The organism is Streptomyces sp. CNQ085 (genome assembly GCF_022614595.1).
Classification (GTDB): Bacteria; Actinomycetota; Actinomycetes; order Streptomycetales; family Streptomycetaceae; genus Streptomyces.
This window is the reverse complement of record NZ_JAJFAU010000142.1, coordinates 1-12639: the sequence shown is the minus strand read 5'-3', so window position 1 is coordinate 12639 and position 12639 is coordinate 1. Positions and strand designations below refer to the sequence as shown.

Here is a 12639-nt window from a genome sequence, read left to right as displayed (position 1 = left end):
GGACCACCCCCGGCGGGGTGGTCCGCGGTGGTCCTGGTTTTGCGGTCAGTGAAGGTGCAGGTCAGACGCGGTGGTCCGCGATGGTCCGCGACCCGGCGGATTGTCGGTGAACGATCCCCGGGCGGCGCCGGCGTTGTCGGAGGAGCGCAGTCCGAGGCCGGTGTAGGTGCGGATGCGGGACTCGCCGGTGCGAGGGCGCGTGAGGGTGAGCTGCGGAATGACAGAGAGCAGGTTGCGGCCGAACACCTGCTTCGTCCCCGGGCGGACGCCGTTGTCCTCGGCCCACTCCCGCCATACCGTCCACAGCACGTCCACGGGCACGGAACAGGCGGGGCCGGTGGTGCAGCGTTCGCGGACGAACGCCGATGTGGGTGAGGCGGTGTCCTGCATGGTGGTGACTGCCTCGCGGCTCGATGCCGGTTCGGTGATCCGTCCAGTGCGCTGAAGCCGTGCGAGTCCTTCCAGTGCCCAGTTCAGGATGCCGGGCATCTCGGCGGTGAGCCGGTCGAACAGGGTGGGGTCTTCCTTGCCCAGCCATGATGTGCGCATGCTGAGCAGGATGAACCGTCTGGCGATGACGCCGGAGGAGTCGCCGAAGTGCGGCAGCTCGTTGGACAGGACGACCAGCCGGGTCGGCAGTTTGCCGGTCCATACCGTGCGGTATTTGCGGTCGATGTCGATGGTGTCTTCACCGGAGATGGTCAGCAGCCGTTCGACTACTTGGCTGTTGTCGTTGCCGGACAGTCGGGCGTCGGAGATGACTGCGAGGGGTTTGCCGACCAGGGTCGACAGGCCGAAGTTCGTGCCGAGACCGGCGAGGGTGGGACCGGCAAGGTTCTCCCGTCCGACCAGCTCTTTGAGCACGCGGGCGATGGTGCCCTTGCCGGACCGGGAGGGGCCGACGATGAGCAGGATCTTCTGTTGGTCGGTGCGGCCGGACAGGACGTAGCCGAACCATTCCTGTAGCGCGGCGATGGCTTCGGGGTCCTTGGGCCAGACCTGTGCGAGGAACCGTTTCCAGGTGGGGGCGGTGGCGTGGGGGTCGTAGGCGAACGGTACGGAGACCAGGTTGAAGAACCCGGGGCCGTGCGGCAGGAGGGCCCGGTCCCGGATGCGTAGCAACCCGTTGGCACAGGCCACGATGGTGCCGTGGTCCTGCCCGGTGTCGCCCTGGTCGTCGATCCAGGCGGGGGCGTCGGTGTCGGTGGGCAGGAGGGTGATGGCCCCGAGGGCGTCAAGCAGGTTGCCGATTTTCTGTTTGGTCGGTGCCCAGTCGCGGTTTTCGGGCTGGCCGTCTTTGCCGGGGGTCTGGTAGACCGTGTGCTCAAGTCGGGTGTACATGGCGGCGCGGATCTGGGCTTCGTCCGTCTCGCGCCAGCAAGCGCCGTTCCAGCGCATCCACGATGCCCGCCAGCGTCGGCACACAAGCTGTCCGTCCTCGGTCTGCCAGTCGGGCAGGAGGCGGCGGGCAACGGCCAGGGGGTTGGACGGCGGTGGCAGTTCCTCGGTGGCGGTGGGCTCGGTCATGCCGCGTGCCTCCCTTCTTGGGGGGTGCGGAGCGGGCAGGTGTCGTGGTGGGCGGTGTGGTCGGCGATCAGGGCGAGCACGCGGCGGTGTCCGACGGCGCTGCGGTCACGGCCGCACATGCACCGTGAGGTCGCGGTGGGTACGGCGCCCTTGGGCGCGCTGATGTGTAGCCACGCCACGGGGAACCGTCCGTCGCTCTGGCGCGGGTCAGGGCGAACAGCGGGAGGGACGCCCTTGCGGGCGGCGCCTTTCGGCTCGCCCACGGCCGGCCGGACGCTGCCCGGGTCGGCGGCGCGCGGGCCGGTCGGGGGGCCGGTGAGGCTCTTAGGAGGGGGAGGGTTGGTCATGCCGTCCGCCCGCGGGTCGGGTTGTGGGCGATGGACCAGTCCAGGCCCCGCCGGATCACGTCGTCGTAGTAGCGCTGTGGCTGTGTCGCGTTGCCCGCCGCCGCCTCCCTAAGAGCCTGCTCGACCTGGACGCGGGTGAGGTCGCCGGACGCGATCAGCCGTCCCAGGGCGCGAGCGGCCCGCAGCAGCGTGGCGTTACGGGTCCCGTCGGCGGCGGTGGCCACGTTCCGCACCTCGTTGGCGAGCGCTACATCCGCATACCGGCGGGATTGCCCCACCGTGGGGCCTGTAGGCGTCTGTGCGGGCTTGGGGGCCGGTTGCAGGATGCTCAGCAGCCATCCGGGCAACGGGGCGGCCACAGGGGCGCGCAGAGCTTCGTACGGTCCGATGGGGGTGGCGCTGCCCGCTGCGACGACGTACCCGCCGTGCGCGCGAGTGTCGACCAACGGACCGACGGTGCCCGCTGTGTTGGTCAGCCGGACCCCGGTGGGGGCGGTGAAGTACAGGTGCGTTCCGCCGCTCGCGGTCCGGGTCCGGTAGGTGGTGGGGACGGGGTGGCCGGCGCGCTCGCAGAGCGCTGCGAAGGTTGCCGCGCCGCTAGGCGCGTCCGAACTGCCCTTGTCCTTGGGCACGTCCAGGTCGACCACGGCCAGCCCGGACGGGCCGGTCGCGATACCGACGTTGAACGGCGCTTGTGACCAGGCGGCCCGGATGCGGTCCGGGCCGGTGGTGGCGCGCTGCTCCCACTTCAGATGGCCGGCCGCGCAGGGCCCGGTGCCGGTGCATGTCTTCTCGCCGTGCAGGGCGGGCCGCTTGGTGCCGGGCCGCAGGGGGAAGACGTGCCAGCCGCGTTCGGCGGCGTCCAGCGCTGCGGACAGCAGCGCGGATCGGGGGTCTTGGGTCATGCTGGAGGTCTCCAGTCCTGTTGAAGGGTGCTGGTGGGCAGGGGCGGCCCCGCGTCATTGGCGTGAGGTGGGGGCCGCCCTTGGCGTAGCTAGTGGAATCGGTTGGATGCGGGGTGCTGGTCGCACCAGTCCTCGGCGCACACCTTGTGGACCGGTTCGCGGTCGTGGCTGCGCATGGGGGTGGGCTTGCCGCAGAGCACGCACGGCAGGTCGCGGGAGGCGTCGAAGTGGCGGGCGTCCCGCCAGTCGAGAAACGCCATGACGACCCCGGCTCAACCGTGGAAGTGGTTGCGCTTGAAGACGGCCCGGCGGATGTTCACCGTGGCCCCGCCCTTGCCGCCGCCTGCTCCGAGGATCTGGACGGCGATCCAGCCGCCGAAGATGACGGCGGCGAGGATGATGAGCTGGCCGATGAACGCGGTCAGGGCGGCGATGAACGAGGTGAGCAGCAGCAGCCCGCCGCACACTGCGAGGAACCCGACGCCCCCGAGGGCGACGTTCACCGCGGTGCGGGAGACGGCCGGCTTGGCGGTGACCAGGGTGGGTTGCGGGTGGTCGATGGCGTAGCCGGTGACGATCCGGCCGTCGGGCAGGACGATGCTCGCCACCGCCGGAACCGTGCCCGGTTGCACCGGCACGATCGGCGCCGGCTGGACGACGACGGGCGGTATCGGGGTGGGCCGGTAGGCAGTCACGGCCCGCTCTGCAGGCCGGTGCTGGACGGGGTCGGGGTACATGCGGAATCCCTTCTGCTGCATGGTCGGGGAGGCAACGGCACCCCCTTCGGGGTGCCGTGTGGAGGGGTGTTCGGGGGTGTGACCTGCGCGCCTCCCCGCCTCCCTGAAATGATGTTTGCGCTGATCGGCGCGGGGAGGCGGGCTCGGGGAGGGGGTTGGGGAGTTCTCCCCGCCTCCCCGAGCCGGGCCGTGGTTCCTCCCCGCTACTGGGAGGCGGAAGCGGAACCGTCGGTGTCGCGGTTGGCGAGCGCGCGGGCCACGTCGTCGCGGCGGACGACCATGACCCCGTGGGACTTCTTCGGCTCTTCGCCGTGCTCTTCGAGTAGCCGCTTCAGCCGGCCGTTGTTCCACTCGCGGTAGACGGCTGTGTCCAGTGCGTGCAGCCGCTTGAGAACCTCATCCGTCCGCAGCCGTGCGGTGTCCCCGATGACGGCGGCGACGTCGGCGAGCGCATCCCGCTCCTCATCGCGGTCGATGGCGTGCAGGGTGGCGACGCCGTTGCGCAGGGCCTTGGCACGCTCCGCGATCTCGGCGGCGGGGTCGTCGTCGATGAAGTGGGTTCGCACGGTGATGGAGGACTGGCCGGTGGGGATGGTGATGCCGTCGGAGGCGACCACGAGGGTGCCTTTGTCCAGGCCCTGGCGCAGCAAGTTCGGTGCCGCGCCACCGTCGACGGCCTTGTCCCCGAGCGCCATGCGGGCCTGTGACTCGGTGCCCAGCACGAGGGAGGCGCGGGTGTGTGCGCCCTCGCGTACGACCTTGGGAAGGTTCTGGTCGGTGGGGTCCTGGGTGCCCTGCCACATCAGCACGTCGACCGCGCGGCCCTGGTTGTGCAGCTTGCGGACGGCCATGAAGTAGCGGGACGTGGCCTTGCTGCCGCCGTAGGGCCGCTTGTCCTCGCCCACGACCGGGCACATGAACGCCAACTGTGCTTCGTCTACCAGCACGATCAGCGGTTCGAACACGACGGCCGGGTCCTGCCGGCGTTCCTCGATCCGCCGGTTCATCTCCTCGACCGCGTCCTCGACCATCTCGGTTGCCTGGATCACGTGCTCATCCGAGGGTCCCTCGATGAGTACCTGCGCGATGCCGTCGAACATGGCCCAGTCGCCAATGCCTTTCAGGTCGGCGATCCAGAACTGCACCGACCGGTCCAGGGCCAGCCACAGGGCCAGGGCGCGCAGGGCGGCGGTCTTGCCCTGGTTGGACAGACCGGTGACGAGCAGGTGGCGCTGATACACGCTCAGCTCAGCGGCGTCCCCGCGCAGGTCCTGCCCCCACGGGGCCCGTCCGGTCTTGTAGTTCGCGGTCAGTGTCTCGTCGGTGACCAGCGGGGACGGGCCGATCGGCTCGTCCAGTGCGCCGGAGTCGGCGATCCACAGCCGCACGGTGCGGGCCGCTTGCGGGATGGTGATGAACACCTCGTGTTCGTGCCGGGTCAGGTTCTCGGCAAGCTTCCGGCGCTTGCTCTGAACCTCGTTGGTCGATACCCCCGAGGGCAGGGTCACGTCCACCTCGACACCGCATCCGGCGATGGTGATCGGCCCGAGCATGGAGGCGCCGGCGTCGCCCATCTCCTTGATGGCCCGCGCCAGGGCCGGGACTCCGAGGTCGCGCAGTGCCTTGACCACGATCGACGGCGTGATCGGCTCCCCCTCACCCGACCGGACATTCGCCGGGAGCGCCCACTGCGGTGCGGCGTGCTGCTTACGGCCGACGGCCCACAGGGCCAGCAGCGCCAGGAAGGGGCCGATCGAGATCAGCGGGCCCCACACCACCTGCACGATGCGGATGAGTAAGGCGATGAAGTCGATGGTTGCCGACAGCGGGGTGATGACGTCCCCGGCTTGGCCGGAGTTGAGGGCCATGACGATGCCGAGGGCGACCAGCACACCCACGCTCATGCCGGCACCCACGGCGACGCCCTTGGCGGCGTCCACGGGGGAGTGGAGCAGGTCCATGCGGCGGTGGTGGCGGGCGGCGCGGAAGCGCTGCAACCGCTCCTCCCACTCCTCCGCCGCTTCCAGGTTCCCCGCGGCTTCCGCCGCCCGGATCATCCGCTCATACCGGGAGCCGGTACGGCCGTCCCAGGTGCGGCGGGCCACGATCCGCCCACCGTTGAACGTGTACAGGCCGTGCCGGACAGCCGCACGGCCGGCCGACCTGGTGCGCTCGTGCGTGACCGCCCGCTTCACGGCGCGGCCGGAGCGCACCCACAGCGGCACCGGCGGGGCGGGCGGCGCGTCCGGCACGATGGTGAGCACCGTGGGCGGCGTGTCGACGGTCGCTGATTCGACGGGCGGTTCGGTGGTCTTGTGCAGGTGAACGACGTTGTCGCTCATGACAGTGCGTCTCCTGACTGCCCCTGCAAGGGGCGGGAAAGTGAGGATGAGAGACGTCGTTGCCCCGCACCATGGGTGGTGCGGGGCAACGACGTTGGGGGTTCAGCGGCTGTGCCGCTTGCGGTTCTCGGCTCGGCTGAGCTGGGACGGCTGGATGCGCGGGCCGTCTGCCCAGCAGAAGGGGCGCAGGGTGTCGGCGGCGGTGAACACGCGGATTGCGGCACCGGCCGGTGCGTCGGGCAGTGCGTAGACGCGGGCGCCTTCGAGGGAGGCCAGCAGTCGGGCGGCGTGGTGCTCGCATCCGTCGGCCCCGCCGCCCCCGGCGTCCAGCACGGTCACCGCGACCGGACCCGCACACGGGGTGGGGTCGTCTGGGTGAGCGGACGGGCAACGACCGGTCAAGGGCGCCATGGTCACCACCAGCCGGACGACTTCTTGGCGGCCTTGTCGCGGGCGGCCTCGGTGATGAGCCGCTGTCGCTCGCCGTGCAGCGCGTTCAGCTCGGCGGTCAGCCGCATCTCGGCGGCCGAACCGGTCGACTCGATCCGCTCTTCCGCGCGGCCGGTGCTGCGGCCCCGTACAACGCGGTAGGCGCCGCCGGTGACGGCGCGGGCCATGGCGCGGCGCTCACGGCCGTTCAGCGGCCACAACTCACCCCGCCGCACGGCTTCCAGCTTCTTCGTCGTTGCCCGGATCTCGCGGTCCAGGCGGCGCAGGTCGGCGTTGCTCACGTGATTTCCCCTCGGATCGGTTGGAGTGGGAATGGGCAGGTCAGGTCATGCACCAGCCGGAGTCGCAGCCGGAGTCCCATTCGTCGAACGGGAGGGTGTCGACGCCGTCGGGGATGGCCTTGCGCAGGGGGCGGTTGAACCGGGTGAGCCAGACGTGGTCTTTGCCGAGTTCGTCGCGGCGCCGGTTGAGGAGTTCTTCGAGCTGGCACGCGCGCTCGAACAGCTCGGGTTCGTCGCGGCGCATGTCGTGCCACGTCTCTGGCCGGTGGAACGGGCAGAACCAGCACGACGACTTCGGCGGCACGGGAAGGCCCGCGGCGCGGATGATGCGGGCGCAGTCGATACGCCGGATACCGCGCTCCAAGAGTGGGTATTCGATGCGCTCGTGCGGCTCGCAGCGCCGGTTGTTGGCCCGCTGGATCTCATCCAGGCTGATGCCGATACCGACGGTGGCCGGCGCGTCCTTGGTGGCGCCGCGCCGTTTGAGTTCGTCGGCGATGACCTTGATTTTGAACTGGGCCGTACAGGAGCGGGTGCCGGGGGCCCCGTTCGACATCCGCACTGGGATCTTCAACGACCGTGAGCCTTCGCGGGTGAGGTCCTGATACAGCGTGCGGACCTCACCGGAGCGCTTCATTACCCGGTCCAACACGACCAGCTCTATGCCGTGTTCTTCGGCGTAGGGGATGGCGTACTTGTGCAGGTAGGTGAGGGTGCCGGGGTGCTCGGAGTCGTCTCCGACGTTCGCCATCAGGAACGTGTGGTAGTCCAGTACCCCCGTGGCCGCAAGAACCAGAGCGGCAGTGGACTGCACGCCCCCGCCGAAGCTGAACGTCTTGACCTGCGTGGCGAGGCCGGTCATGCTGCCACCCGCTTCCACGCGGACCGCAACCGCATCTCGGAAGCGGAGTGCCCGGCGGCCCGGAACCGGGCGGACATCTCCCGATAGGACAGAGCCGGGGTTTCGCTGTGCCGGATCTCGTCGACGATGACGTCCAGCGCGTCATCGGTGAGCGCCGGTGCGGCCTCCAGCGAGCGGGCCGTGAGCGGTTCGGTCGGCCCCCACACCGGGAGCTCCCAGCGGGGTGTGACGCCGGGTGTGACGCGGGCCGTCACGCTGGTGAGCGCCCTGCCGGTCTCCTCGCCGGCGCGGGCCGTCTCCAGCGTCGACCACGCCGACGAGAGGGTCTGTGCGGTCCGTGCCTGGACGCGTGCGACGCGCGCACCGGCGTCCGTCACGGCCGTCAACCGCGTCTCCTCGGTCGCGGCTTCCGCCCGCAGTCGGGCGCGGGCCACGGCCGCCTCATCGCGCGCTTCCTGCTGAATCCCGCGAATCGCGTCCAGCGCGACCGGCGTAAGCGCGGTGCGCTCCCACAGGCCGTGGACAAGCCACAGGGCCTTAGCGGCGATCGGCAGCCACGCCACCGCCAGCCACGCCCCGACGGCATGGTCGGCAGTCAGAGCATGCGCGACCAGCACCCCGGTAGCGAGAAAGCCGAAGGACCAGCCCACGGCGGTCACGGCCCGGTTATGGTCGCCCTGCGCGGCGAGCCGCCGTTCGTAGGCGAGGGTGGCCAGCCATCCCCCGTCGATCCCGAGACCCACGACCAGAGCGACCAGCCACGGCATGACCGGGCCCAGCCACATCACCACCACGGCCAGCGTGAGGACCATGGACACGGCCGTCATCGCAACGGCCGGAAGAACGGTCTTGGCCCTCACGCCGCACCCCCGGGCAGGCTCGCGCCGGCGCTGCTGTTGAGCAGCGCGACCCGCGCGGTGAGGGCGCGACGGCGGGCCCGGCGGATGCGCCGGTTGTCCAGCTCGGTCGGGGCGCGGTCCAGGGTGACGATATGTGCGTCCAGCAGCTCGACGTCCGCCAGGATGACGGGCATCTCGCGCTCGATCACGTCCAGCTCCGCGTTCGTCGGCTCCATGAAGTCGGCGAACGCGGTAACGGCGTCCTGAACAGTGACGATGTGGTCCATGGGTCGTGGTTCCTCTCACAGGGTGAACGGCCCGAACAGCGCCCCCGGTGTTCCCGCACCGGGGGCGCGCCGTTTGTGGGTGGGTGGTGAGGTCAGCCGCGCTTGGGCTTGCGGCCGTGGGCGGCGTTCAGCTCCGCCGTGGCGTCCTTGCAGTCGCCGGACACGATGCGGTCGTAGACCTGCTGACTCTTCTTGACGTTCTCCGGGCTGGTCAGGTCGGTCGACTGCTGCGCCTTCTTGCCGAACATGCGGACTCCTGACGTGGTCGCGTTTGGGCGGACCCGGCCGGACGAACCGGCCCGACTCCCCGCACCCCCGTCCGTACGACCCGCACAGAGCGGGGCGCACGGACGGGAGAGGCAGCCGGCCGCAGCGTCAGCGCTGCGGAACCAGGAAGCGGACCGGACTACTGATGGCGCCGACGGCCGGTCCGCACCGGCGGCGCCTGGATATGTCGTCGGTACACACCGACCTCCCGCGTTCGCAGGAACATCGGGCGCGGCTTCCTGCCGCGCGGTCCGTCTTTTCGACTCGGGGAGACGGGGCCCACCTATGCAGTTCTCAAGGAACGACCAGCTCAGGGCCCCACATGCACGAGCGATCCCGAACCGACACAGCAGCGAAGCAGGGCAGGAAAGGACCTAAGGATCTCCTGTCCTCAACTCCTCTTTAGGAGTTGCCATGACTATGGCGGACCGTGGGGAAGTCGTCAACACCTCATGAGGACTTATGCTGGGATGGCTCCACCAGACAGGGACGGTGACCACCGCATGGCCAAGGCATACGAGCGCATTGCCGACGATCTCCGGCAGCGCATCCGCGCAGGTGAGTACAGGTCAGGCGAGCGTCTGCCCGCCGAAACGAAGCTTGTGGACGAGTACCGGAAGAGCCTGCCGACCGTGCGCCAAGCGCTCGGCGTGTTGCAGGCGGAAGGAGTCATCGAGAAGCAGCACGGACGCGGCAACGTGGTGCGCAAGCCGCGCAGACTGGTGACCCGGACCAACGAGCGTCACCAGTGGGAGAAGGACCGGGCCCGGCAGTCGCTGGATGAGCGCCAGCAGACCGGTGCGACGGAACATGACACCGGCTTGACCGTCTCTGACCTCGTCTTCAGTGCCGAGTTCAGCGAGACGGAAGCTGACGAGGATCTGGCCGAAGCGTTCGGCGTACCGACCGGGACACGTCTACTGGAACGCGTCTACCGCACCCGATACCGCGAGGAAGAAGCGCCGTTCAACGTCTCGCGGTCCCGACTGCTCTACGACATGGCAGCGGCCAACGCGGCCCTGCTCGATGCGGACAACGAGCCGTGGCCCGGGGGCACTCTGAACCAGCTTCACAGCATCGGAGTCGAGGTGGCCCGTATCACCGAGCGGATCGCGGCCCGCCCGCCTACGTTCGAAGAATCCGAAGAGTTGGGGCTGACCGCAGGTGTAGCGGTCATCGTGCTTCGGAAGACATGCGTTGATATCGACGGGCGGGTTGTGGAGGTAGCCGACGTGACGTTGCCGGGAGACCGAACCGAGCTGGAGTTCACGACTCCGCTGGAAAGGTGGTGAGCCGTGACCCGCATCATCACGGTCGTCACCGCAGTACATGCCCCCGGGGCTGAGTACCTGCCCGACGCCTACAAGTCGCTTATGGAACAGGAACTCCCGAGCGGGTGGGACTGGCAATGGGTCATTCAGGAAGACGGCGAGACGGACGCGGTAGCGCCGTTCGTGCCTGAAGATGACCGAGTGAGCTTCGACCAGGGGCGTGCCGGCCGAGCAGCCATGGCGCGCACCATGGGTCTGGCCCGCGCACACGGCGAGTACGTCAAGGTGTTGGACGCGGACGACATGCTCACCCCGGGCACTCTCGCGCGGGACATCGCGGTCCTTGCGGGCGGCGGCATCGGGTGGGTCACGTCGCGCGTTCTGGATCTCCTGCCCGACGGCAGCACCGTGGGCTTCGACCAGGACCCGCCCGCGGGACCGATCGAGAGCGGCGCCGTACTGAGCCACTGGAAGGCTCACGACTACCGGGCGCAGGTTCACCCGGCCACGTTGTGCATGCGGCGGGAACTGCTGCTCGCCCTCGGCGGGTGGATGGCTCTACCAGCCTCGGAAGACACGGGTCTGCTGCTCGCCCTGAACGCGGTCAGCCGTGGTTGGTTCCACGCGGACGCGGGACTTCTCTACCGGAAGTGGCCGGGGCAGGTGACGGGTCAAGCGGCGCACGTTCACGCGGGCGAGCGGGAAGCACGCATGGCCGTTGTGGAGGCCAGAGCGCGGGCGCTTGCCGCTCTTCCCACGTGGCGGTTCGGCGACGCCGGCGCGCGCTGATGAACGGGTGATTCCCCCATGCGTCCCCCCGGCGGGCGGTCAGGCGGCGAAAGCACTGGTCAGCACCCGTAGAGGCGGCCCGCTGTAAATCTGCCGGCTCAGCCTTCCCAGGTTCGAATCCTGGCGCCGCCACACGAGGGAGACGGCCCCCGACCAGTGCACTGGTCGGGGGCCGTTCGCCATTCCGCCCGATGGTGTGGACGGGCGGGTGGACGGCTGGTCAGCCGGTCTGGGGGAGCCATCCGTCGCACCCAGGGGATAGCCGTACAGGGGGCGGCCCTCCACGGCCGCCGCGCGCAGGGGGCCGCCGGTGCCGGCGCGCGGCGTCGTGCCGCGGCGGTCGCCACTGGACCCCCAACTCCGGGAATCGGGGCACGTCGTGGGCGGCGGTGTGGCCGGTGACGTACGGCACCGGGGGACCGGCCTCGGTCACCGAGTGGGGGAGCCCCGCTGCCCCGTCACCGGAACCGGACGCGCCGCCCCCCGGTGGCATGGCGCCGCAGGGGGACGACGGGCGCTTCGTACCCGTCCGGCCCGTCCGGCCCGTCCGGCCCGTCCGGTCAGTCCGGCACCTCCGTCGCCTCCGAGCCCAGTTCCGCGATCGCCTGGTCGACCGGGACCTCACCCGAGACCAGTTCCAGCGTCACCCGCGCCGCGCGCGGGTCGTCCAGGAGGGCGAGGAGGACGGCCGCCACATCGTCGCGGGAGACCTCGCCCCGGCCCGTGCGCGGCTCCAGCCGCACCCGCCCGGTGCCGGGGCGGTTGGTGAGACGGCCGGGGCGCAGGATTGTCCAGTCCAGGTTGACGCGGCGGCGGATGTCGTCGTCGGCGGCGCCTTTGGCCCGCAGATAGGCGGCGAAGGCGGGCTCCATGTCGGCGGGGGGCTCGTCGTCCGCGCCCATCGCGGAGACGACCAGGAAGCGGCGTACCCCGGCCAGTTCGGCGGCGTCCGCGAAGAGGACCGCGGCCGCGCGGTCCACCGTCTCCTTGCGGGCCGTGCCACTGCCCGGGCCCGCGCCCGCCGCGAAGACCGCGGCGTCGGCGTCCCGCAGGTGCCGGGCGACCTCCTCCGCGGACGACGACTCCAGGTCGCAGACGATCGGCTCGGCTCCCGCCGAGCGCAGGTCGTCCGCGTGCTCGGACCGTCGGATGAGTCCCGCGACCTCCTCACCGCGCGCGGCGAGCAACCGCTCCAGCCGCAGCGCGATCTGACCGTGTCCTCCAGCGATGACTGTGCGCATACTCCGACGGTACGCCGCCCGGCCCGCTTTCCGCCGCGTACGCCGCCGTCAGCGCTGCGACTGGCGGGGAAGCCCCGGCTCGGCCCCGGGGCCGCCCGGTTCCGGGGCCGCCGTGTCCGCCGGGCCTGCCGGGGCCGTGGCGTCGCAGTACTCGCGCACCGCGCTGGTGCGGGCCACCACCCGGCCGCGGTGGACGACCAGGCGGCTGTACGCCAGCGAGAGCGTTCCGGCGAGCGTACGGCCGCGTACGGCCAGCAACTCCGCCGGGAAGCCGGCCTCGATCCGGACCCGCGGCAGCCCCATGGCCTCCCGTGCCCACGTGCTCACCGCCTCGTAGGCATCCTCCGGGCCGGCCTGACCGTGCGAGGCCAGCAGGTAGGCGGCCTCCAGCGGGTCGCCGCGGCCCACCGGGTTGGCCGTGTCGCGCAGCGCGCCGCTGCCCGCGGCGCCTCGTCCCGGAACTGGTGCGGTCCGGTTGCGCGGTCGCCTGGGGG

The 12639-nt window shown here is 70.7% G+C and carries 14 protein-coding genes, 1 tRNA gene and 1 pseudogene; 3 read left to right on the top strand and 13 right to left on the bottom strand.

The features are described from left to right. Window positions 1–45: 45 nt before the first annotated feature. From LJ221_RS19975 to LJ221_RS19925, 11 genes are all read right to left on the bottom strand, one after another. Window positions 46–1527, bottom strand: a complete 1482-nt coding sequence (locus LJ221_RS19975) for a phage/plasmid primase, P4 family (RefSeq protein ID WP_241718101.1) — start codon at window positions 1525–1527, stop codon at window positions 46–48. 343 nt (window positions 1528–1870) lie between these two features. Further along, window positions 1871–2779 (bottom strand): bifunctional DNA primase/polymerase, encoded by a 909-nt coding sequence (locus LJ221_RS19970; RefSeq protein ID WP_241718100.1) that lies wholly within the window; start codon window positions 2777–2779, stop codon window positions 1871–1873. An 89-nt stretch (window positions 2780–2868) separates the two neighbouring features. Then, window positions 2869–3039 carry a hypothetical protein gene (locus tag LJ221_RS19965; RefSeq protein WP_241718099.1) on the bottom strand — a complete coding sequence of 57 codons (171 nt, stop codon included), beginning with the start codon at window positions 3037–3039 and terminating at the stop codon, window positions 2869–2871. Window positions 3040–3051: 12 nt separating this feature from the next. Continuing rightward, on the bottom strand, window positions 3052–3516 hold the full coding sequence (locus LJ221_RS19960; protein ID WP_241718103.1) for a hypothetical protein: 465 nt from the start codon (window positions 3514–3516) through the stop codon (window positions 3052–3054). Between the two features lie 203 nt (window positions 3517–3719). Beyond that, on the bottom strand, window positions 3720–5858 hold the full coding sequence (locus tag LJ221_RS19955) for an FtsK/SpoIIIE domain-containing protein (protein ID WP_241718098.1): 2139 nt from the start codon (window positions 5856–5858) through the stop codon (window positions 3720–3722). Between the two features lie 102 nt (window positions 5859–5960). Then, window positions 5961–6197, bottom strand: coding sequence for a hypothetical protein (locus LJ221_RS19950; protein ID WP_241718097.1), 237 nt, complete (start codon window positions 6195–6197; stop codon window positions 5961–5963). 74 nt (window positions 6198–6271) lie between these two features. Beyond that, window positions 6272–6589: a hypothetical protein gene (locus tag LJ221_RS19945; RefSeq protein WP_241718096.1), complete on the bottom strand. Its 318-nt coding sequence runs from the start codon at window positions 6587–6589 to the stop codon at window positions 6272–6274. A 40-nt stretch (window positions 6590–6629) separates the two neighbouring features. Continuing rightward, window positions 6630–7451 carry a phosphoadenosine phosphosulfate reductase gene (locus tag LJ221_RS19940; protein ID WP_241718095.1) on the bottom strand — a complete coding sequence of 274 codons (822 nt, stop codon included), beginning with the start codon at window positions 7449–7451 and terminating at the stop codon, window positions 6630–6632. Continuing rightward, window positions 7448–8311: a protein spdB gene (locus tag LJ221_RS19935; protein WP_308314820.1), complete on the bottom strand. Its 864-nt coding sequence runs from the start codon at window positions 8309–8311 to the stop codon at window positions 7448–7450. The genes LJ221_RS19940 and LJ221_RS19935 overlap by 4 nt, the downstream gene beginning before the upstream one ends. Then, window positions 8308–8577, bottom strand: coding sequence for a DUF6284 family protein (locus tag LJ221_RS19930; protein WP_241718094.1), 270 nt, complete (start codon window positions 8575–8577; stop codon window positions 8308–8310). The genes LJ221_RS19935 and LJ221_RS19930 overlap by 4 nt, the downstream gene beginning before the upstream one ends. Before the next feature lie 92 nt (window positions 8578–8669). After that, complete coding sequence (locus LJ221_RS19925; RefSeq protein WP_241718093.1) at window positions 8670–8825, bottom strand: hypothetical protein; 156 nt, start codon at window positions 8823–8825, stop codon at window positions 8670–8672. A gap of 522 nt (window positions 8826–9347) precedes the next feature. Between LJ221_RS19925 and LJ221_RS19920 the strand changes: the two genes are divergently transcribed. The 3 genes from LJ221_RS19920 to LJ221_RS19910 all read left to right on the top strand — a co-directional run bounded on the left by LJ221_RS19920 (window position 9348) and on the right by LJ221_RS19910 (window position 11036). Next, window positions 9348–10136 carry a GntR family transcriptional regulator gene (locus LJ221_RS19920; RefSeq protein ID WP_241718092.1) on the top strand — a complete coding sequence of 263 codons (789 nt, stop codon included), beginning with the start codon at window positions 9348–9350 and terminating at the stop codon, window positions 10134–10136. A 3-nt stretch (window positions 10137–10139) separates the two neighbouring features. Continuing rightward, entirely contained in the window at window positions 10140–10904 is a 765-nt protein-coding gene (locus LJ221_RS19915) for a glycosyltransferase family A protein (protein ID WP_241718091.1), read from the top strand. 42 nt (window positions 10905–10946) lie between these two features. Then, window positions 10947–11036, top strand: a tRNA-OTHER gene (locus tag LJ221_RS19910). A gap of 428 nt (window positions 11037–11464) precedes the next feature. On the opposite strand, the gene LJ221_RS19905 is transcribed toward LJ221_RS19910, so the two are convergent. Both LJ221_RS19905 and LJ221_RS19900 read right to left on the bottom strand, forming a co-directional pair. After that, window positions 11465–12145 (bottom strand): NAD(P)H-binding protein, encoded by a 681-nt coding sequence (locus LJ221_RS19905; RefSeq protein WP_241718090.1) that lies wholly within the window; start codon window positions 12143–12145, stop codon window positions 11465–11467. Window positions 12146–12193: 48 nt separating this feature from the next. Continuing rightward, window positions 12194–12639: pseudogene (locus tag LJ221_RS19900) on the bottom strand (hypothetical protein); the annotation flags it as partial.